At 69.4% G+C, this 19120-nt stretch carries 22 protein-coding genes; 10 read left to right on the top strand and 12 right to left on the bottom strand.

Annotation, left to right across the window (positions count from 1 at the left end; all coding sequences use genetic code 11):
• Positions 1-20 precede the first annotated feature (20 nt).
• Positions 21-560: a gluconokinase gene (locus tag FN976_RS02155; RefSeq protein ID WP_432417837.1), complete on the bottom strand. Its 540-nt coding sequence runs from the start codon at positions 558-560 to the stop codon at positions 21-23.
• Positions 550-1557 (bottom strand): Bug family tripartite tricarboxylate transporter substrate binding protein, encoded by a 1008-nt coding sequence (locus FN976_RS02150; protein ID WP_145890497.1) that lies wholly within the window; start codon positions 1555-1557, stop codon positions 550-552. The genes FN976_RS02155 and FN976_RS02150 overlap by 11 nt, the downstream gene beginning before the upstream one ends.
• Before the next feature lie 193 nt (positions 1558-1750).
• Between FN976_RS02150 and gntR the strand changes: the two genes are divergently transcribed.
• Positions 1751-2776: an HTH-type transcriptional regulator GntR gene (gntR, locus tag FN976_RS02145; protein WP_145890495.1), complete on the top strand. Its 1026-nt coding sequence runs from the start codon at positions 1751-1753 to the stop codon at positions 2774-2776.
• Positions 2777-2816: 40 nt separating this feature from the next.
• Positions 2817-3398: a gamma-glutamylcyclotransferase gene (locus FN976_RS02140; protein WP_145890493.1), complete on the top strand. Its 582-nt coding sequence runs from the start codon at positions 2817-2819 to the stop codon at positions 3396-3398.
• Here FN976_RS02140 and FN976_RS02135 read toward each other — a convergent pair.
• Positions 3379-3927 (bottom strand): nucleotidyltransferase family protein, encoded by a 549-nt coding sequence (locus FN976_RS02135; protein ID WP_145890491.1) that lies wholly within the window; start codon positions 3925-3927, stop codon positions 3379-3381. The genes FN976_RS02140 and FN976_RS02135 overlap by 20 nt on opposite strands.
• A gap of 96 nt (positions 3928-4023) precedes the next feature.
• On the opposite strand from FN976_RS02135, the gene FN976_RS02130 reads away from it, so the two are divergent.
• Positions 4024-4545, top strand: a complete 522-nt coding sequence (locus FN976_RS02130; protein ID WP_145890489.1) for a superoxide dismutase family protein — start codon at positions 4024-4026, stop codon at positions 4543-4545.
• Between the two features lie 36 nt (positions 4546-4581).
• A complete protein-coding gene (gene pdxH, locus FN976_RS02125) occupies positions 4582-5226 on the top strand; it encodes a pyridoxamine 5'-phosphate oxidase (RefSeq protein WP_145890487.1) in 645 nt (214 codons plus the stop codon).
• A gap of 4 nt (positions 5227-5230) precedes the next feature.
• Here the strand turns inward: pdxH and FN976_RS02120 are convergent, their stop codons facing one another.
• From FN976_RS02120 to msrA, 9 genes are all read right to left on the bottom strand, one after another.
• Positions 5231-5965, bottom strand: coding sequence for a metal ABC transporter permease (locus FN976_RS02120; RefSeq protein ID WP_145890485.1), 735 nt, complete (start codon positions 5963-5965; stop codon positions 5231-5233).
• The gene (locus FN976_RS02115) at positions 5962-6852 is read right to left on the bottom strand and encodes a metal ABC transporter substrate-binding protein (protein ID WP_145890483.1); all 891 of its coding nucleotides are present in this window, start codon (positions 6850-6852) and stop codon (positions 5962-5964) included. Before FN976_RS02115 ends, FN976_RS02120 begins: the two co-directional genes overlap by 4 nt.
• A 4-nt stretch (positions 6853-6856) precedes the next feature.
• Positions 6857-8038, bottom strand: coding sequence for a hypothetical protein (locus tag FN976_RS02110; protein WP_145890481.1), 1182 nt, complete (start codon positions 8036-8038; stop codon positions 6857-6859).
• 72 nt (positions 8039-8110) lie between these two features.
• Positions 8111-8497, bottom strand: a complete 387-nt coding sequence (locus FN976_RS02105; protein WP_186510726.1) for a hypothetical protein — start codon at positions 8495-8497, stop codon at positions 8111-8113.
• A 54-nt stretch (positions 8498-8551) separates the two neighbouring features.
• On the bottom strand, positions 8552-9046 hold the full coding sequence (locus FN976_RS02100; RefSeq protein WP_145890476.1) for a DUF3299 domain-containing protein: 495 nt from the start codon (positions 9044-9046) through the stop codon (positions 8552-8554).
• A 17-nt stretch (positions 9047-9063) separates the two neighbouring features.
• Positions 9064-9303, bottom strand: a complete 240-nt coding sequence (locus FN976_RS02095) for a hypothetical protein (RefSeq protein WP_186510738.1) — start codon at positions 9301-9303, stop codon at positions 9064-9066.
• An 8-nt stretch (positions 9304-9311) separates the two neighbouring features.
• Positions 9312-10514 carry an ABC transporter permease gene (locus FN976_RS02090; RefSeq protein ID WP_145890472.1) on the bottom strand — a complete coding sequence of 401 codons (1203 nt, stop codon included), beginning with the start codon at positions 10512-10514 and terminating at the stop codon, positions 9312-9314.
• The gene (locus FN976_RS02085; RefSeq protein ID WP_145890470.1) at positions 10511-11164 is read right to left on the bottom strand and encodes an ABC transporter ATP-binding protein; all 654 of its coding nucleotides are present in this window, start codon (positions 11162-11164) and stop codon (positions 10511-10513) included. The genes FN976_RS02090 and FN976_RS02085 overlap by 4 nt, the downstream gene beginning before the upstream one ends.
• Positions 11161-11700 (bottom strand): peptide-methionine (S)-S-oxide reductase MsrA, encoded by a 540-nt coding sequence (msrA, locus tag FN976_RS02080; RefSeq protein ID WP_145890469.1) that lies wholly within the window; start codon positions 11698-11700, stop codon positions 11161-11163. Before msrA ends, FN976_RS02085 begins: the two co-directional genes overlap by 4 nt.
• An 88-nt stretch (positions 11701-11788) precedes the next feature.
• Between msrA and FN976_RS02075 the strand changes: the two genes are divergently transcribed.
• The 6 genes from FN976_RS02075 (at position 11789) to FN976_RS02050 (ending at position 19118) form a co-directional block, all read left to right on the top strand.
• The gene (locus tag FN976_RS02075) at positions 11789-12550 is read left to right on the top strand and encodes a YdcF family protein (RefSeq protein ID WP_145890468.1); all 762 of its coding nucleotides are present in this window, start codon (positions 11789-11791) and stop codon (positions 12548-12550) included.
• Positions 12551-13315, top strand: a complete 765-nt coding sequence (locus tag FN976_RS02070; protein WP_145890465.1) for a YdcF family protein — start codon at positions 12551-12553, stop codon at positions 13313-13315.
• Between the two features lie 65 nt (positions 13316-13380).
• Entirely contained in the window at positions 13381-14061 is a 681-nt protein-coding gene (locus tag FN976_RS02065) for a TetR/AcrR family transcriptional regulator (protein WP_145890463.1), read from the top strand.
• A complete protein-coding gene (locus FN976_RS02060; RefSeq protein WP_145890461.1) occupies positions 14058-15215 on the top strand; it encodes an efflux RND transporter periplasmic adaptor subunit in 1158 nt (385 codons plus the stop codon). Before FN976_RS02065 ends, FN976_RS02060 begins: the two co-directional genes overlap by 4 nt.
• Before the next feature lies 1 nt (position 15216).
• Positions 15217-18405: an efflux RND transporter permease subunit gene (locus tag FN976_RS02055; protein ID WP_145890459.1), complete on the top strand. Its 3189-nt coding sequence runs from the start codon at positions 15217-15219 to the stop codon at positions 18403-18405.
• Positions 18405-19118: a protein-L-isoaspartate O-methyltransferase family protein gene (locus tag FN976_RS02050; RefSeq protein ID WP_145890457.1), complete on the top strand. Its 714-nt coding sequence runs from the start codon at positions 18405-18407 to the stop codon at positions 19116-19118. The genes FN976_RS02055 and FN976_RS02050 overlap by 1 nt, the downstream gene beginning before the upstream one ends.
• Positions 19119-19120: the final 2 nt, after the last annotated feature.

The raw sequence follows: 19120 nt of genomic DNA, 5'->3' as shown, positions 1-19120 counted from the left end.
CCCTCGGGGGGGCCGCGCCGTTACGAACCGGTTACCAATGTGCACGGTTCGGCGCGTGCCATCCAGCCAAGCACGAGCTCTGCCAATTCGGCGGGCGGCAGCAGTGCGTCGAGCCGCAGGACGCCAGGCTCGCCGTGCGGCGGCTCCAATGCCTCGAACTGCGTCGCCACGAGCCCGGCCGGGAAGAAGTGGGTGGGTCTTTGACCCACCCTCGCCTGCGCCGACGCCGGATCGAGGTCGAGCCAGGCGAAGCGCAGCGCAGGGACGGCCGCACGGAGCCTGTCGCGGTACGAGCCCTTCAGCGCGGAGCAGGTCAGCACCGCGCCGCCCGGATGATCCCCCAGTTCCATGGCCAGCCGCGTGAGCCAGCCGGCGCGGTCGGCATCGGTGAGCGGGATGCCTTGCCGCATGCGCTCGAGGTTGGCCTCGGCATGGAAGCTGTCCCCTTCGATGAGTGGCCAGCCGAGCCGGGCGGCGAGCGCCGCACCCAGCTGCGACTTGCCGCAGCCCGAGACGCCCATCACGACCAGCGCGCCGCTCATGCGTTGTTCAATCCGCACGGATGTTGTTGGCCTTGACGACGTCGCCCCAGGTCTTGTACTGGCTGCGCGTGAGGGCTGCCAGTTGCTCGGGCGTACCGCCGCCAGGCTCGTCGCCCCGGTCGGTGATGCCTTTGACGATGGCGGGATCCTTGAGTGCGGCGTTGAGGGCCGCATTGGCTTTCTTCACGACGTCCGCCGGCAGTTTCGGCGGGCCATAGAGGCCGATGAACGACACGATGTTGAAATCCTTGAGCCCCACCTCGGCAGCGGTCGGCACGTCGGGGAAAGCCGGCACGCGCACCGCGCTGGTGACCAGCAGCGGCCGCAGCTGGCCCGACTTGATAAAGGGCGCGATGACCGAAGTCGCGTCGAACATCGCGTCGAGCCGGCCGGCGATGAGGTCGGTCATGGCGGGGCTGCTCCCTTTGTAGGGGATGTGGTTCATTGAAGGATTGCCGAGGCGCTCGCGCAGCAGTTCCATCGTCACGTGCGGCAGCGCGCCGACACCGCCCGTGCCGTAGTCGATGCCACGGCCTGCACGGTGCCGGGTCTTCGCGTGCTCGGCGAATTCCGCATAGGTCTTGATTGGAGAGCTGGCGGGCACTGCGAGCACCAGTGCCGACTGCAGCATCGTTCCGATCGGAGTGAGCTGGCGCGGATCCACCGGCGAGATCGACGTGTAGACGTGCGCCGTGATGGTCATCGAGCCGTTGCCGACCAGCAGCCGGTAGCCGTCGGCTGGAGCCTTCATGGCGTCCGTGGCGGCGAGGTTGCCGTTGACGCCCGGCTTGTTGTCGATGACGACGGGCTGGCCGAGCGAGGTCTGCAGGTTCGCCAGGAGCACGCGGCCCGCGAAGTCGGTCTGGCCGCCCGGCGGATAGCCGACCAGCAAGGTGACCGGGCGGGCGGGCCAGTTGGCCTGGGCCCAGGCAGGTGCAGCAGCGGCGGCCAGGCCGAGGGTGGCGGCGCCAAGCAGCAGGAGGCGGCGAGCGGGGGCGATGCGGGGGCTTTTCAAAGGAGGTCTCCTTGGTTGGGTGGGGCAAACTTTCTTGGATAGCGCTATCTTAGGACAGCGCTATCCAGATGGACTCAGGGTTTTCACCAGTTCAACCAACTGGGGTTCTGCCAAGGAAGTTCATGGAGTATCGACCGTCGCCGGAGTACGGCCTCCAGTCAGGACACCGCTATCTGCTAGAGTCCCGCCAACCATGCCCAGCCGGCCCGCCAGCCCCCGTTCCAGCGGCCGAGTCACCCTCGCCGACGTCGCCGGCATCGCCGGCGTCAGCCCCATCACGGTGTCGCGCGCATTGCGTGGCGAACGCGCGGTCGACCCCGAGCTGGTCGCCCGCGTCAAGGCGGCGGCGGATCGGCTGGGCTACGTGCCCGATCCGGCCGCACGCGCCCTCGCCTCGCGGCACGGCACGCACGTGGCCCTGCTGATCCCGATGCTGTCGAACGCGCTGTTCGTCGACGTGCTCGAAGGCGTCCAGAAGGCGCTGCGCACGGAGGGCTACCAGACGCTGATCGGCGTGACCCACTACGACCTGGCGGAAGAAGAGCAGCTGCTGCGCGAGCAGCTCCTGCACCGCCCCGCGGGGATGCTGGTGACCGGCCTCGACCACAACGCGGCGACCCGGGCGTTGATCCAGTCCAGCGGCATCCCCTGCGTCCACCTGATGGAGACCACGGCGGCGCCGGGCGTCCACAGCGTCGGCTTCTCGCAGGCCGACGCCGCAGCCGACCTCACGCGCCACCTGATGGCGCGCGGCTACCGCCGCATCGCTTTCGCGGCGGCCCAGCTGGACCCGCGCACGCTGCTGCGCCTGGACGGCTGGCGCCGCGAGATGCACGCGGCCGGCCTGCACGCGTCCATTCTCGAATGGCTGAACCCGGCGCCCTCGTCCATCGCGCTGGGCGCCACCTTGTTCGAGCAGATCATCGCCCAGTCGCCGCCGGTCGATGCCATCTTCTTCTGCAACGACGACCTCGCGCAGGGCGCGCTGCTCGCAGCGCTGCGGCTCGGCATCGAGGTGCCCCAGCGGGTCGCCGTGGCGGGCTTCAACGACCTGACGGGCAGCGACCAGATGGTGCCGCCGCTGACGACGGTGCGCACGCGCCGTACCGAGATCGGCAGCGCCGCCGCCCGGATGCTGGTGGCGCTGATGCGGGGCGAGACGCCCGAGACGCCCTGCATCGACGTGGGCTACGAGGTCGTGCTGCGGCAGAGTACCTGAGCGGCCTGCGGGCCCGCCCCCGCTGGTCTAGAGTGGCGGCATGACGTTGAAGCCGCTGCGCGACCCGCTGCCCCTGCTGGAGCAGGCCCTGCGCGAATGGAACGCGCACGAGGACATGTGGATCTTCGGCTATGGGTCGCTGATCTGGAACCCGGATTTCGAGTTTGCCGAGCGGCGCTCCGCCCGCGTGAACGGCTGGCACCGCGCGCTCAAGATGTGGAGCCGCATCAACCGCGGCACCCCGGAGCGGCCGGGCCTGGTGTTCGGCATGCTGTCGGGCGGATGCTGCCGGGGCGTGGTCTTCCGCGTGCCGCGCGACCACGCGGCCGCCACCCTCACACGCTTGTGGGCCCGCGAAATGGTCACGGCGGTGTACGACCCCAAGTGGCTGACCGCGCACACGCCGCAGGGGCCGGTGCGTGCACTGGCCTTCACACTCTCGCGCAAGAGCCCGAGCCACACCGGTGACCTCACGGAAGAGGAATACCGGGCGATCTTCGAGCAGGCCACCGGCAAGTACGGCACCACGCGGGAATACGTCCACAACACGCTCGAGGGACTGCGGCGGCACGACATCCACGACCGCCACCTGGAGCGCTTGCTCAGGCTGATCTCGCGTTGAGCAGCGCCTCGGCGCGCGCCAGGTCGGCCACGGTGTCGATGTCGGTGACGATGCCGGGGTCGTCCAGTTCCAGGCGCATCACCTGGCCGAGCGCGGACCATTGGCGGACCACCGCGGCCGCGCCTTCGGCGCCGTCCAGGGCCAGCAAGTCTTCGCGGCATTCCGCGCGGAAGGCCACCGGATGGCCACGCACGCCCTGGTGGCTGGGGAGCACGACGGCATGCTGCTGCGCCGCCTCGGCCACCAGCCGCAGCGACTGCGGGCTGACGAGAGGCAGGTCGCCGGGCAGGATGAGCCATGCGGCGGAATCCTGTGTCGCGCACACGCCCGCCGCGATGGAGTCGCCCATGCCGGGATGGCCCGCGCCCTCCACATGCCAGGCCAGCCCGCTGGCCTTGACAGCATCCAGGGTGTGTTCGAGCACCGGCCTGCCGCGCAGCAAGGCCTGCAGCTTGGAGCCCGTGCCGCCGGAGGCAACGAACCGCTCGCCCCGGCCGGAAGCGAGCACGATGACCGTGGTCTGGCGCATGGCCGCCACTGTAGCCGGGCAAATGCCCGGCAGCGATTTCGCGCCGCGGTGAATCCGCGCACAATGGACAGCACCCGAAAAAGAAGGAGACACTGAATGAAGATGCGTTTCACGCTCGCCGCGCTGGCCGCCGCGGCTGTGTTGGCCGGTTGCGCGAGCATGTCGTCGGGGCCACGCGCCGTCGCCATGCTGCAGGCCACCACGGGCAACACGACGTCTGGCACGGTCGAGTTCGTGCAATCCGGCGGCAAGGTGATGGTCAGCGGCGAGGTCCGCGGCCTGAAGCCCGGTGCCGAGCACGGCTTCCACGTGCACGAAAAGGGCGATTGCTCCAGCGGCGACGGCATGAGCACCGGCGGGCACTTCAACCCGGGCGGGCAGCCGCACGGCCAGCATTCCCACGGTACGCACCACGCCGGCGACCTGCCGTCGCTGCGTGCCGATGCCGCGGGCGTGGCCCGCTTCAGCTTCGAATCGTCCACCATCGCAGTGGGCAGCGGCATGGCCGACGTGGTGGGCCGCGGGCTGATCGTGCACCGCGACCCCGACGACTATCGGACGCAGCCCACCGGCAATGCCGGGCCGCGGCTGGCGTGCGCGGTGATCGCGCGCAGGTAGGCGGTACTGGCGGGAGCGATGCGACAATCGTTCCCGATGACCACTTCCGACCGCCTGGCTGAACTTCGCAAGAGCTACGAGCGCGCCGAATTGAGCGAGGAGGCGTCGCACGCCGATCCGCTGCAGCAGTTCGACCAGTGGCTCACCGAGGCGATCGCGGGGGAGGTGCCCGAACCAAATGCCATGACGCTGGCCACCGTCGGCCACGATCTGCGCCCGAGCACGCGTGTGGTCCTGATCAAGGGCTGCGACGCGCGCGGCATCGTCTGGTACACCAACTACGAGAGCCAGAAGGGCCAGGAGCTCGCCGGCAACCCTTATGCCGCCTTGCAGTTCCACTGGGTGGAGCTCGAACGGGTCGTGCGGATCGAAGGCCGGGTCGAGAAGACCAGCGCCGCCGAAAGCGACGCCTACTACGCGACGCGCCCCCTCGACTCCCGCATCGGCGCCTGGGCCAGCCCGCAAAGCCAGGTGATCCCCGGCCGTGCGGTGCTCGTGGCCAGCGCCGCGAAGTTTGGCGCGCAGTTCCTGCTGAATCCACCGCGGCCGCCGAATTGGGGCGGCTACCGGCTCGTGCCGGATCGGTGGCAGTTCTGGCAGGGCCGGCGCAGCCGCCTGCATGACCGGCTGCGCTACACGCGCGCCGGCGACGGCTGGGTGCGGGAGCGGCTCGCGCCTTGACGCGCTAACCGGGCCGCCCTGCAATGGCCGCGATGCCCAGGACGCATAGGCCGACAGCCACGCAGGCACCGCTTGGAAGGTCCAAGGCCCACGATGCCGCCAGGCCGGCTGTGCTCACCACCGCGGCGAGCACGATGATGACGGGGACGCGAACCCCTCGTGCGCTCCAGAGTGCGGGAGCGATCAGAAGCGCGAACACCAGGTACAAGCCGAGCACCGGAACCGCGGCGCTGAGGGCGAGCGCGAAGACGGGGTAGAACACGACGTCGCGCGCCAGCCAGCCCGAGGCCGCGCACATCAGCACCAGGGCGGCCACGATTCCCAATAGCGCGACCGCCGGCCATGCGGCCCACAGGACGTCGGCGGCCAGCAGCGCCGTGAGCCGCTCGCGGCCATGCGGATCCAGGCTGGCCGCCATCACGCTGATGCCAGCCCCCGCGACGTAGACCAGCCCGATCAAGGCCTCGCGTTGCGCGGGCCAGCGGCTTGCCAGCCACCAGACCAGCGCCGCCCCGGTGAGAGCCGCCACCGCGACGCTGGCGCTCGTGGCCCACAAGCCCGGATGGTCCACCAGCATCGCCAGGACCAGCACACCGCAGGCGGCCACCTGCGCGACCGCCAGGTCGATGAAGACCACGCCCCTGGCCAGCACCTGCGCGCCCAACGGCGCCAGCAGGATGCAGGCGGCGAGAAGCGCCGCCGCCGGGGCGAGGATCCAGCCCATGTCGGGGACCGTCATCGCGGCACGGCCAGTAGCCGGTCGATCAGGTGATCGAACAGCGTGGGCAGGTCCGCGACGGGGGCCTCGTCGAGCACCGTCGCCGGCAATTGCAGCACCGGCACCCCGAACTGCTGCGCCAGCCATTGTGCGGGCCGCGCGTCCTGGTAGCTGGACACCACCACGGCGCGCGGCGGTGCGGGTCGCGTCAATTCGAGCACGCGCTGCAGGTGCCCCGGCGTGGGCGGCATCCCCGGTTTCGGTTCGAGGTCAGCGACTTGTTCGATCCCCAGCCAGCGCCACAGGTAGCCGTAGGTGGTGTGCTGCGCGGCAACCCGCATGCCGCGCAACGGGGCCGCCTTGCGTTCCCATTGCACGATGCGCGCGCGCCAGTCGCGTTCCCAGGCCGCATGACGTTGGTGAATCTCCGCCTTCTTCGCCGACTCCGCCTGCGCCAGCGCATCGCGGACGGCGGCCGCCGCATCGAGCAACCGGCGCGGGTCCAGGTGCAGGTGCGGATTGCCCTCGCTGTGGACGTCGCCCTCGAAGGGACTGCCTGCCGGCCGCGGGTCGATCAGCGCCACGTGGTCGGCGGCATAGACCATCCCGGCGGCGCCTTTCTGCACGCGCGGGTTGCCGGACCGCTGCTGCAACATCGGCAGCCAGCCCGATTCGAGCGACGCACCGGTGCACACCGCCACGTCCGCGCGCCGCAAGGCGGCGATCAGGCTGGGGCGGGCTTCGATGTGATGCGGGTCCTGCCGGGCGTGCGTCGCGCTGCGAACCTCGGCGTCCGGCGCCAGCTGGCGGACCAGTGCCGCCCATTCGGGTTCACAGGTGAACACCGAAAGCGCTTGCGCCGGCGCGGCGAGACAAACGGCCGCGGCCATCGCCAGCAGAATCCGCATGGGTCTAGAACGAGTGTGCAGCATGGGCGCCCCAGTTGACGATGTATTGCAGCTGGATGGCGTGCCCCGCCGTGTCGAAGCCCACGCGGCTCTTCTGGTGCGTCGCCTGCACCCGAAACGTCTGCTGGTGCGTCGGCTTGTAGGCGAGCATCACGGCCAGTTCACGGAGGCGTCCGTTGTCGAAGTGGTCCTCGTGCGGCATGCGAACCTTCAACATGTCCGTGCGGGCACCCACCTCCCAGCTGGGCGCGAAGCGCCAGACCACGCTCAGGTAGTCCGCCACGTGCCGGTCGCTGCGGGTGGCATGGCGATTGATCCCGCGGACGACCGCGCGTTCGTAGGCCACGCGCAACTGCTGCTGCCGGTTGTTGCCTTGCGGCGCCCATTTCCAGGCGACTTCGCCCAGCCACATCCGCCGGCCGCTGAAGGCCGCGCCATGCGCATGGCTGTGGGCGTGACCGTGGTCCTCTTCCTCGCCTTCGTGCACTTCGCCCTCTTCCTCATGCCCGACGGAAGCCTCGCGCCGGTTGTGCAGGAAGGACAGGCCCGCCTGCCAGCTCTGGCTCTCGCCGATGTCGCCGCCCACCCGCGCGGACAGCACCACGGCCCCGGGCCGCTTCGCGCTCGCGGCCTCCTCGACCAGCCGCTTGCCGCGGAAGGCCTCCGCCCCGAGCCGCAGGTAGAAGTCGGTGGGGGCCGTCCAGTTCAGGCGGATGCCGTCGTCGTTCCAGTGCCCGCCCAGGAACGCGCGGTACAGCAAGGGCCGCTCGACGAAATCGTCGGCATGCGGGTGCTGTTCATTGAGGGCGCCGATCTGGGAGGCGAACCGGCCAGCGCGGACTTGCAGCCCGGCCGGCAGGGACCGGCTCTGGAACCAGGCCTCCTCCAGTTCGAGCTCGAACCGGCGGTCGTGCGTCGCCGCCGCGGCCGTGAGCTGCGCTTCCACGTGTTGGCCAAGAGGCCCGAAAGCGCTCAGGTCGCTGTGGCCAAGGCCCAGGCCCTTGTCACGCTGGCCCAGGGCCAGCGCGCGGGAAGCCGCGGTGACATCGAGGACGGCGCCGGCCTGCCAGCCCGGCAACGGGCCGGAGGGACCAGCGGCCCCTGCGCTTTGCGCGAGCGCGGGCGCGAAGGCAAGCGCCAGGGAAAAGGACAGCACCAGGCCGCCCCACCGAAAGGGATTCTTCATGTTCTCTCGCTGAAAAAGGAACGCCAAGCCACCGCCACAAGAATCGGGCGGGGCCAAAAAGGACCGGAAGGATCAGCGGGAGGAAGGAGGACCGCGGGCGTCGAACAGCGTCACCCAGCGGGCGACGAAGTCACCTGCGAGCGACCGCAGGAACGCGGCGCCGGGAGCGATGACTGCCGCGGCGACCGCGGACTGGCACGCCAGGGCATGCGAACCGAGGCCGTCATAGAGGCGGCAGTCGGCGCCGTCTTCATGCAGGCCGAAGAGCACCTGCTGCCAGGTGGCATCGGCGTGAGGGTGAGATGGCGCGTCCGCGTGATGGTGGTGATCGGCTGCGACGAGGTCCTGACCCGGCCCCCCGTCGGCATGCGCAACCCGGTGGGCGAAGCCCATCGCCTGCGCGAACACAAGCGCCACCAGCAACAGCATGACCGCCCATGGCCGGTTTGGCTGGGTCATGGTGTCGCGCGCGGAATGGAAAGAGCCAGGCACGGGGCGCCGATGAATGGACGCCTACTTGACGGGCACCGCCTCGGTCACGCGGTAGTACAGGCCGTACGGATCGTCGTTGAGCGTCGCGAACTTGCCCTGCACCACGACCGGGTCGAGGGTGTAGCGGACCGGTTCCTTGGTCCGGACTTCGATCATGCTTTCCGGGCCGCCGGGCGTGCAGAAGGAGCAGGACATCGGCACCGAGCTGAGAAGGAAGTGGGTCTGCTTCTCGCCCGGCTCCAGCGGCATCATGAAGCCCTGCACGCGCTGCGGCTTCTGGTTCAGGGCCTGCTGCTCCTTGGAGAACACCGGCAGGATGCGGTTCTTGTCGGTCTTGGTGGTGACGGTCGTCAGCAACGGCCAGGGCACCACGTCCGTCCGCTGCGGCAGCGGCGCGATCGGGCTGTTGGGACTGTGCACGCCCGCGCCGGTGCCGGCGGGCACCGGCGAGGAGAGCTGGGCGCTCACGGCGCCCGCGGCCAGCACGGCCATCACAAAAGCGAGAGATTTTTTCATGGCGGCCTTTCCAGTGCTCAGTGCTCGTGCTTCATGCCGCAGTATTTTCCGATTCCCAGGCCCTTGCAAGAGCCCACCAGCGCTTTCTGGCAAGCCTCGGGCTTGGAGCCCGATTCGAGGCACTTCGCCGCCGCTTCGTGCGCCGCGGACATCTGGCGGTGCCGCTCGATGTCCTTCTTGATTTCCTTGTCGTCGTGTTTGTCGGCCGCGAGCGCCACGCAGGGCGCGAGCAGGAGAGCCAGGAGCAGTTTTCGGATCATTGGGTTCACCTCGTTTGCAGCAATTGTGCGACTTCGACACGATACGCGCTGTAGGCGGGGATCAATGCCGCGGCGCCCGCCGTGGCCAGCGCGGCCACCGGGATCCAGGCTTCCGCCGCCACCCATTGCCAGCCCGACAGTGGCAGCGATTGCTGGGCGGCCAGCACCGTTCCCACCGCGGCCGCCAGGGCATGCCCGCCCAGAAGCCCCAGCACGGAAGCGATCGCCGCCAACCAGAAGGCCTCGGCCAGCACCAGCGCCGCCACCTTGCCGGGTGACGCGCCCAGCATGCGCAGCATGGCCAGATCGGCGCGGCGCTCGCGCACAGCCGTCCACAGCGCGATGAAGACCGACAACGCCGCCGTCAGCAGCAGCACCGCGCCCACCCCCTGCAACACCTCGCTGCCCACGCCCAGCATCCGCAACAGGCGGGTGATCTCGATCGCGGGGGCGGCGGCCTGCATGTCGGTCTCGTTGTTCACGTAGCGCGGAAAGCTGGCCGCCGCCAGCGGGCTCTTGTAGCGCACCAGCGCCATCGTCACTTCGCGCGCCTCTTCCAGCGCCTTGCGGTCGCTCGCGTCCGTGGCCAATGCTTTCTCGTGCACCTGCCAGACGGATTCGGTCGCCGTGAGAATCAGCCGGTCGAGCACGCAGCCGCAGGGCGCGAGCACGCCCACGATGCGGTAGGGCGTGTCGCCGTGGGTGTGGCCGCCGGCGCCCAAGCCATGGCTGCCCTGGAACGCAGCGCCGGGCTGCAAGCCGGCCGCCTGGGCCACCTGCGCGCCGGCCACCGCTTCCATGGACTGCTTCCACAGGACACCCGCCGCGAGCCGCGCCTGGTAGTGCGCGATGTAGTCCGGCGTGGTGCCGACGATGCGGAACCCTCCGAAGCTGTCACCCAGGCTCAGGGGGATCAACTGCGCCACCTGCGGCTTCGCGGCCAGCGCCTTCACATCCGCCAGCGCGATGTTGCCGGGCGGCACGTCGATGTGGAACACGCCCGCCAGGATCAACTGCATCGGGCTGCCCTTGGCGCCGACGACCAGGTCGATGCCGGCGAGATCGCGCTGGAACGAGCGCGTCACCTGGTCGCTGACCACCACGACGAAGGTGATGGACGCCAGGCCCAGCGTCAGCAGCAGCAGGTTGAGCGCCGCCGCGAGCGGACGTGCCGCCAGGTAGCGCAGCGAAAGCGCCAGCGTCTTCATGCGGGCAGGGGCGCGGCGTCCAGGCGATGCACCTGCGCGTCGTGCAGCGCGGCGCGCACCCGCGCATCGTGCGTGGCGACGACCAGGGTCGCGCCGCAGCGCGCGGCGCAGGCGCGCAGCAACCCGAGCGCCGACTCCGCCGCCGCGTCGTCGAGGCTGGCCGTGGGTTCGTCCGCCAGCAGCACCTGGGGCTTCAGCAGCACGGCCCGCGCGAGCGCCACGCGCTGCGCCTGGCCGCCGGAGAGCTGCCCGGGCCGGCGGCTGGCGAGGTCAGCGACGCCCAGTGCCTGCAGGGCCGCGGCGATGGCACTCCGGTCCTCCGCCAGTCCCGCGGCGTAGTACGCGAGCGCCAGGTTGCGCTCCACCGTCAGCGCTTCGCTCAGGTGCAGCTTCTGCGGCAGGAAGCCGAGGTGCCGGCCGCGCCAGGCATCGCGCTGCGCGCCCGGCAGCGCGGTCAGGTCCTGCCCCGCCACCTCCACCTGCCCGGTCTGCGCGCGCAACAACCCGGCGACCAGCGCCAACCAGGTGGACTTGCCCGCCCCGGACGGCCCCTGCACCAGCAGCACGCCGCCCTGCGGCACGTCGACATCGGCGAACGCCAGCGCCGGCCCCGCCGGATACGCATGGCGCAGGTCGCGGGTACGGATCAACGCCGCTGCAGCTCGCTGAAGGTCTTGCGGAACTTCGCCACCTTGGGCGCCGCGACCGCCATGCAATAACCCTGCGTCGGGTTCTTCTCGAAGAAGTCCTGGTGGTACGCCTCCGCCGGCGAATAGTTGTCGAGCGCGGCGACCTCCGTGACGATCGGCTTGCCGAACAGCTTGTCCTGGCTCATCTGCCGGATCATGGCCTCCGCCTCTTCCTTCTGTTCGGGCGTGGTGGTGTAGATGCCGCTGCGGTACTGGGTCCCCGTGTCGTTGCCCTGGCGGTTGAGCTGGGTCGGGTCATGGACGACGAAGAAGATTTCCAGGATCTGCCGCAGCGAGATCTGCGCCGGATCGAACGTCAGCTTCACCACCTCGTTGTGCCCGGTGGTGCCGGTGCACACCTGCTCGTAGCTGGGGCGCTGCACGTGGCCATTGCTGTAGCCCGATTCGACGTCGGTGATGCCGCGCACCTCCTTGAAGACCGACTCGGTGCACCAGAAACAGCCGCCGCCCAGGACGATGGTCTGCGTATCGCTCATGAAAAGACTCCTTGGTGGTTGAACTGTAGTCGTTCCAGGAGAGTCGGACCTTACCCCTCCGGGGAACCTCTACCATTGGCGGCCCCAGATGCAACTTGCCGAATTGAAACCCCTCCTGGCCGCGCTGCTGCTGCCGCCCGCCGGCCCGATCCTGCTGGCGGGCTGCGGCGTGCTGCTGTCACTGCGGTTCCGGCGGTCGGGCGCTGGGCTGGCGCTGGGCGGCCTCGCGGCGCTGTGGCTCCTGAGCTGCAATGCGGTCGCCCTGGGCCTCACGCATCGGCTGCTGCCGCAGGTCGACCGGATCTCCGCCCCTCAGCTGGATGCCGTGCAGGCCGTCGTCGTGCTGGGCGGAGGCGTGCTTCCGCTGGCGGCCGAATACGGGATGGCGCCGCAGCCCTCAGCCAACACAGCGGCGCGCACGCGCTACGGCGTCGACCTGGCGAAGCGTTCCCGCAAGCCGCTTGGGTTTTCCGGTGGCGTCGGCTGGTCGGCGCTGGGGGCCGCATCCGTCACCGAAGCGGCAGCTGCCCGCACCATCGCGCAGCAATTGGGCATGCGCATCCGCTGGAGCGACGACCGCGCGCACGATACCGAAGAGAACGCCGCCCGCATGGCGCAACTGCTGCTGCGCGACGGCGTGCAGCGGATCGCGCTGGTCACGGACCCCTGGCACATGCCGCGGGCGACGCGTGCCTTTGCCCAGGTCGGTTTCGAAGTCACGCCGGCGCCGACGGCCGTGCCCTTGCGGCAGGAGCGCCGCATGCTCGAATGGCTGCCGTCCAGCCATGGCCTGGCCATTTCGCGGCAGGCGCTGCGCGAGTGGCTCGCCTTGCGCTGGATGAAAGCGTAGATGCAGGCGGCGGAGTTCAAGTCCATCCTGTCGACGCTGGTCCTGCCGCCGGCCGGCCCGCTGCTGCTGGCGCTGCTGGGCCTGCTGCTGATGCTGCGCTGGCACCGCGCCGGCACCGCCGTCGCGTTCACCGGCGTGCTGGTGGCGCTCGCGCTCAGCACCAACGCGGTCGCCCTGATTCTGGTGCACGCCCTGCTTCCACTGCCGGACCCGGTCCGTCAGGACCAGCTGAAAGGTGTGCAGGCGATCGTCGTGCTGGGCGGTGGCGTGCAGGCGGTCGCGCCCGAGTACGGCGAAGCCCAGCCCGCCGGCGGTACCTTGGCCCGGTTGCGCTATGGCCTTTGGCTGGCCAAGCGGACGGGCTTGCCGGTGGCTTTCTCCGGCGGCGTCGGCTGGAGCGCGACCGGAACTCCGACGACACCCGAGGGCACGGTCGCCCGCCGGGTGGCCCGGCAGGATTTCGGCCGCGAGCTGCGCTGGGTCGACGACCGCTCGCGCGACACCGCCGAAAACGCGGAACGCACCGCGGCCTTGCTGCGTCCGGAAGGCATCCACCGCATCGCGCTGGTGACGGACAGCTGGCACATGCCGCGCTCCGTGGCGCACTTCCGCGCCCAGGGCTTCGACGTCGTGATGGCCCCGACCGGCTTCCCACGATGGCAGGAGCGCCCCTTGATGGAGTGGCTGCCCTCGGTTCACGGCCTCGGCACTTCCCGCATGGCACTCCGGGAATGGCTCGGGATGAAGCTCGCTGCGCCCCGATGAGTTGACGGATTCCGGCCGCAAAGCTACATTACTAACCAGTCAGTCATTAAGGTAGAAGCGTCTCCATGTCGCTCAGCAAATTGATGGGCGAACGGTCCGACGAGGGCCAGGCCAAACGCGAACGCCGCAAGGAGGCCCGGCCCGGCGAGCTGCTGGACGCGGCCCTGGACCTGTTCGTCGAGAAGGGCTTCGCCGCCACCCGCGCCGAAGAGGTCGCGGCACGCGCCGGCGTTTCCAAAGGCACGCTTTTTCTCTACTTCCCCAGCAAGGAAGAGTTGTTCAAGGCGGTGGTGCGCGAGAACATCTCCGGCCGCTTCGCCGAGTGGAACGCCGAATTCGAGGCTTTCGAGGGCACCACCGCCGACATGCTGCGCTACTGCATGCGCGTCTGGTGGGAACGCATCGGCGCGACCCGCGCCTCGGGCATCACCAAGCTGATCATCAGCGAAGCGCGCAACTTCCCCGACATCGCGGCCTTCTACCAGCAGGAAGTGATCCGCCCCGGCACGGAGCTCGTGCGGCGCATCCTCCAGCGCGGCGTGGACAGTGGCGAGTTCCGCGCGCTGGACATGGAATACGCCACCTTCAGCGTCACCGCGCCGATGATCTTCCTCATCATGATGAAGCACTCGCTCGGTGCCTGCGCGCCGCAGGACTACCCGCTGGATCCCGAACGCTACGTCACCTCGCAGGTGGAAACGTTGCTGCGGGGCCTGTGCGTGCGACCGGAGGACCAGCCCGCATGAAGAAGATTCCCTGGAAATGGCTGGTGCTCGCGCTCGCCCTGCTGCTGGTTGCCGGCGGCGTCCTGCGCGCGCTCGGCGCCCGCAAGGCCCAGCAGGCCGCGCTGGCCGAGACGTCCAGCGCCAAGGCGCAGAGCGTCGCCGAGCTCGCCGCCAGCGACGTCGTGAAGGCCGAACTGCGCGAGCTGCAGCGCGGCCTGCCCATCTCCGGCTCCCTCAAGGCCGTCAGTTCGGCGCTTGTGAAGGCTCGCATCGCGGGCGAACTCCAGGGCCTCACGCTGCGCGAAGGCGATGCCGTACAAGCCGGCCAGGTCGTGGCCCGCGTGGACCCGACCGAGGCCCGCGCGCGGCTGAAGCAGGCCGAGGAGCAGGCCGGCTCCGCCAAGGCGCAGATCGAGATCGCCCAGCGGCAGTGGACCAACAACAAGGCCTTGGTGGACCAGGGCTTCATCTCGCAGACTTCGCTCGACACGTCCCGGAACAACCTCGCCGCGGCTGAGGCCAACCACCAGGCGGCGATGGCGGCGGTGGACGTGGCGCGCAAGGGCCTCGACGACGCCGTGCTGCGCGCCCCCATCTCCGGCGTGGTGTCGCAGCGGCTCGCGCAACCGGGCGAACGCGTGGCGATCGACGGCCGCGTGCTCGAAATCGTGGACCTCGGCCGGCTGGAAGTGGAAGCCACGCTGGCACCCGCCGATTCCATCGAGGTCCGGGTCGGGCAGGAAGCCACGCTGCAGATCGAAGGCAGCGGCCGGCCCGTGCTGGCCAAGGTGGTGCGCATCAACCCGAGCGCGCAAGCCGGCAGCCGCGGCGTTCTGGCCTACCTGGCCGTGGCGGATGCCACCGGCCTGCGGCAGGGCCTGTTCGCGCAGGGGACGTTGGCCACCGGCCGCGCGTCGACGCTGGCCGTGCCGCTCGCGGCGGTGCGCACCGACAAGCCCATGCCCTACGTGCAGCTGGTCGAGGGCAACAAGGTCGTGCACCGCACGGTGGAGCCCGGTGTGCGGGGCGAGGCGGGCAAGGAGAGCTGGGTTGCGGTCAACGGCTTGCCTGCCGGGGCAACGGTGATCAAGGGGCATGTGGGGCCGCTGCGTGAAGGCACGCTGGTGAAGTTCACCGGCGAAGCCCCCATGAGCAAGACAGCTCCGAAGCCCTGACATGTGGTTCACCCGCGTCAGCCTGAAGAATCCGGTGTTCGCCACGATGGTGATGCTCGCCATCGTCGTGCTCGGCCTGTTCTCATGGCAGCGCCTCAAGGTCGACCAGTTCCCGAACATCGACTTCCCGGTGGTCGTGGTGACGGCGGAGTATCCCGGCGCCTCGCCCGAGATCGTCGAGAGCGAGGTCACCAAGAAGCTGGAAGAGTCGGTCAACTCCATCGCCGGCATCAACGCCCTCACCTCGCGCAGCTATGAGGGCCAGGCCGTCGTCATCATCGAGTTCCAGCTGCACATCGACGGCCGCAAGGCGGCGGAGGATGTGCGCGAGAAGGTGGCGGCCGTGCGACCCATCTTCCGCACGGAGGTGAAGGAGCCGCGCGTCCTGCGCTTCGACCCGGCGAGCCGTGCCATCTGGTCGGTGGCCGTGCTGCCCGACACGGCCAAGGGTGCGCGTGGCATGAGCGCCGTCGAACTCACGAACTGGTCCGACCAGGTGCTGAAGAAGCGCCTGGAGAACGTGCGGGGCGTCGGCTCGGTCACGCTCGTGGGTGGCACCAAGCGCGAGATCAACGTCTACCTGAACGCGGCGGCGATGGAAGCGCTCGGCATCACGGCCGACCAGGTCGTCGCCGCCGTGCGCAACGAAAACCAGGACCTGCCGGTGGGCGCCATCCGCTCGCTGGCGCAGGATCGCGTCGTGCAGATCGACGCGCGCATGCAGCGTCCCGAGGACTTCGGCAACATCATCATCACGCGCAAGAACAACGCACCGGTGCGCGTGAACCAGGTTGCGCGAGTGAGCGACGGCGCCCAGGAAGTCGAGAGCCTCGCCCTCTACAACGGCGAGCGCACGCTGCTGCTGACGGTGCAGAAGTCGCAGGACGAGAACACGATCGGCGTCGTCGACGGCCTGAAGGCGACCCTCGACGAGATGAAGGCGCAACTGCCGCCCGGTGTCCGGCTCGAGCCGGTGACGGACGCATCCCGCCCGATCCGCGTGTCGGTCGCCAACGTCCAGCGCACCTTGATCGAAGGCGCCATCCTCACGGTGCTGATCGTCTTCCTGTTCCTGAACTCCTGGCGCTCCACCGTCATCACGGGGCTCACGCTGCCCATCGCGCTGATCGGCACCTTCCTCTTCATGTACGCCTTCGGCTTCACGATCAACATGATCACGCTGATGGCGCTGTCGCTGTGCGTGGGCCTGCTGATCGACGACGCGATCGTGGTGCGCGAGAACATCGTGCGCCATGTGCAGATGGGCAAGACGCCGTACCAGGCGTCGATGGACGGCACGCAGGAGATCGGCCTGGCCGTGCTGGCCACCACCTTCTCGATCGTCGCGGTGTTCCTGCCCATCGGCTTCATGGGCGGCATCATCGGCAAGTTCTTCCACGAGTTCGGCGTGACCATCGTGGCCGCGGTGATGATCTCGATGTTCGTTAGTTTCACGCTCGACCCGATGCTGTCCTCGGTCTGGCACGACCCCGCGATCGACGCGCATGGCAAGACGCCGGTCAACCCCACGTTCTACGACAAGACCATCGGCCGCGTGACCGGCTGGTTCGACCGGTCCACCGACCGGCTGGCCGAGGGCTACCAGTCCATCCTGCGCTGGTCCCTGGCCCACAAGCTCGCGACGGTGCTGGGCTCCATCGCCATCTTCATCACCAGCGTGTTCATGGTGCCGTTGCTGGGCACGGAATTCGTGCCCAAGGCCGACTTCTCCGAGACCAGCATCACCTTCTACACGCCGGTCGGCTCCGCGCTGGAGCTCACGGAGAGCAAGGCCAAGCAGGTGGAAGCGATCGTGCGGGAGTTCCGCGAGGTGCGCTACACCGTCGCCACCATCAACACCGGCAACGCCCAGGGCAAGATCTACGCGAACATCTACGTCCGCCTCGTGGACCGCAAGGAGCGTGACCGAAGCGCCGACCAGATGTCCGGCGTGCTGCGTGAGCGTCTGAAGCAGGTGCCGGGCATCACCGTCACGCACGCCGGCCTGCTGGACGCGGTGGGTGGCAACAAGCAGATCGAGTTCTCGCTGCAAGGGCCGGACCTGAAGGAGCTCGAACGCTTGTCGCGCCTGGTCGTGGAGCGCGTGCGGACCATTCCCGGGCTCGTCGACCTCGACTCCAGCGTCAAACCCGACAAGCCCACGATCGACATCGACGTGAACCGCGACGCGGCGTCGGACCTGGGCCTGACGGTGGCGCAGATCGCCGGCTCCCTGCGCACGCTGGTGGCCGGCCAGACCGTCGGCAACTGGCGTGCCCCGGACGACCAGACTTACGACGTGAACGTGCGTCTCGCGCCCGAGGCCCGCACCACGCCCGGCGACCTGGAGCGTGTGCCGTTCACCACCGGCACGAACGCCGATGGCAGCACGCGCGTCGTGCGCCTGAACCAGGTGGCGCGCATCAGCGAGGGCACCGGCCCCAACCAGATCAACCGGCGCGACCTGACGCGTGAGGTGGCGATCAACGCCAACGCCTTCGGCCGCGCCGCGGGCGACGTCTCCGGCGACATCCGCACCTCGCTCGACGGCATCCAGTTCCCGCCCGGCTACCGCTACCAGTTCGGCGGCTCCACCAAGAACATGCGCGAGTCGTTCGGCTACGCCGTGTCGGCGCTGGCCATGGCGGTGATCTTCATCTACATGATCCTGGCCAGCCAGTTCAAGAGCTTCCTGCAGCCGCTGGCGCTGATGACGTCGCTGCCGCTCACGCTGATCGGCGTCGTGCTGGCCTTGATGATGTTCCGCTCGACGCTATCGATGTTCTCCGTGATCGGCGTTGTGATGCTGATGGGGCTGGTGACCAAGAACGCCATCCTGCTGGTCGACTTCGCCATCCGCATGCGTGAGCAAGGCATGCAGCGGGCCGAGGCGTTGCTGCTCGCCGCCAAGGTGCGGCTGCGCCCCATCCTGATGACCACGCTGGCCATGATCTTCGGCATGGTGCCGCTGGCCTTCGCGCTCACCGAAGGCTCCGAACAGCGCGCGCCCATGGGCCAGGCGGTCATCGGCGGGGTCATCACGTCGTCGCTGCTCACGCTCGTGGTGGTGCCCGTCGTCTACTGCTACCTGGATGATTTCGCCCAGTGGCTGCGCCGCGGCCGCCGGCCCGCGGGCGGCGGCGCGGGGGCCGAGCCGGTCGCCGCTTCTAAAATGGACGGTTTGTCCTGATGACCGCCCCGGAGAAAGCCCCCATGACCGCCCCCGCCGACCTCGAACGCGCGCGCTTCCACATGATCGAGCAGCAGATCCGCCCCTGGGACGTGCTCGACCTCGACATCCTGGCCCTGCTCTCGCAGGTGAAGCGTGAAGATTTCGTGCCGCTCGCCCACAAGGCGCTCGCCTTCGTCGACATGGAGATCCCCTTGCTGGGCAGCAGCGAGGACGCCATGCGCCGCGGCCACTGCATGCTCGCACCCAAGGTCGAGGCCCGCATGCTGCAGGACGTCGCGCTGAAGCCCACCGACAAGGTGCTGGAAATCGGCGCCGGCTCCGGCTACATGGCCGCCCTGCTGGCCCGGCGCGCGCAGCGCGTGATCACCCTGGAGCTCGAGCCCCGGCTGGTGGAGATGGCCCGCGCCAACCTGCAGCAGGCCGGCATCGGCAACGCAGAGGTGCGCGAAGCGGATGGCGCCAAGGGTCTCGCGGCCGAGGGTCCGTTCGACGTGATCGTGCTGAGCGGATCGGTGGCGGAAATCCCGCCCGCGCTGCTGGCGCAGCTGAAAGTGGGCGGCCGGCTGGCGGCGGTGGTCGGCATGGAGCCGGTCATGCGCGCCACGTTCGTCCGGCGCGACAGCGAGACGGGCTACACGACCACCCAGCCGTGGGACACGGTCGCCCCCCGGCTCGCCAATTTCGCCGAACCATCACGCTTCCACTTCTGACG

Origin of the sequence: Caenimonas sedimenti (assembly GCF_007833165.1) — a bacterium.
In the GTDB taxonomy this organism is placed as follows: Bacteria; Pseudomonadota; Gammaproteobacteria; order Burkholderiales; family Burkholderiaceae_C; genus Ramlibacter; species Ramlibacter sedimenti.
Note: the sequence above shows the minus strand (reverse complement) of the source record. Positions and strands in the feature narration are given on the sequence as shown.

Coding starts and splice junctions, on each gene's coding strand:
- gntR (WP_145890495.1), top strand. CDS start 1,751: ATGCCCAGCCGGCCCGCCAGCCCCCGTTCCAGCGGCCGAGTCACCCTC.
- FN976_RS02140 (WP_145890493.1), top strand. CDS start 2,817: ATGACGTTGAAGCCGCTGCGCGACCCGCTGCCCCTGCTGGAGCAGGCC.
- FN976_RS02135 (WP_145890491.1), bottom strand. CDS start 3,927: ATGCGCCAGACCACGGTCATCGTGCTCGCTTCCGGCCGGGGCGAGCGG.
- FN976_RS02130 (WP_145890489.1), top strand. CDS start 4,024: ATGAAGATGCGTTTCACGCTCGCCGCGCTGGCCGCCGCGGCTGTGTTG.
- pdxH (WP_145890487.1), top strand. CDS start 4,582: ATGACCACTTCCGACCGCCTGGCTGAACTTCGCAAGAGCTACGAGCGC.
- FN976_RS02120 (WP_145890485.1), bottom strand. CDS start 5,965: ATGACGGTCCCCGACATGGGCTGGATCCTCGCCCCGGCGGCGGCGCTT.
- FN976_RS02115 (WP_145890483.1), bottom strand. CDS start 6,852: ATGCGGATTCTGCTGGCGATGGCCGCGGCCGTTTGTCTCGCCGCGCCG.
- FN976_RS02110 (WP_145890481.1), bottom strand. CDS start 8,038: ATGAAGAATCCCTTTCGGTGGGGCGGCCTGGTGCTGTCCTTTTCCCTG.
- FN976_RS02105 (WP_186510726.1), bottom strand. CDS start 8,497: ATGACCCAGCCAAACCGGCCATGGGCGGTCATGCTGTTGCTGGTGGCG.
- FN976_RS02100 (WP_145890476.1), bottom strand. CDS start 9,046: ATGAAAAAATCTCTCGCTTTTGTGATGGCCGTGCTGGCCGCGGGCGCC.
- FN976_RS02090 (WP_145890472.1), bottom strand. CDS start 10,514: ATGAAGACGCTGGCGCTTTCGCTGCGCTACCTGGCGGCACGTCCGCTC.
- msrA (WP_145890469.1), bottom strand. CDS start 11,700: ATGAGCGATACGCAGACCATCGTCCTGGGCGGCGGCTGTTTCTGGTGC.
- FN976_RS02075 (WP_145890468.1), top strand. CDS start 11,789: ATGCAACTTGCCGAATTGAAACCCCTCCTGGCCGCGCTGCTGCTGCCG.
- FN976_RS02070 (WP_145890465.1), top strand. CDS start 12,551: ATGCAGGCGGCGGAGTTCAAGTCCATCCTGTCGACGCTGGTCCTGCCG.
- FN976_RS02065 (WP_145890463.1), top strand. CDS start 13,381: ATGTCGCTCAGCAAATTGATGGGCGAACGGTCCGACGAGGGCCAGGCC.
- FN976_RS02060 (WP_145890461.1), top strand. CDS start 14,058: ATGAAGAAGATTCCCTGGAAATGGCTGGTGCTCGCGCTCGCCCTGCTG.
- FN976_RS02055 (WP_145890459.1), top strand. CDS start 15,217: ATGTGGTTCACCCGCGTCAGCCTGAAGAATCCGGTGTTCGCCACGATG.
- FN976_RS02050 (WP_145890457.1), top strand. CDS start 18,405: ATGACCGCCCCGGAGAAAGCCCCCATGACCGCCCCCGCCGACCTCGAA.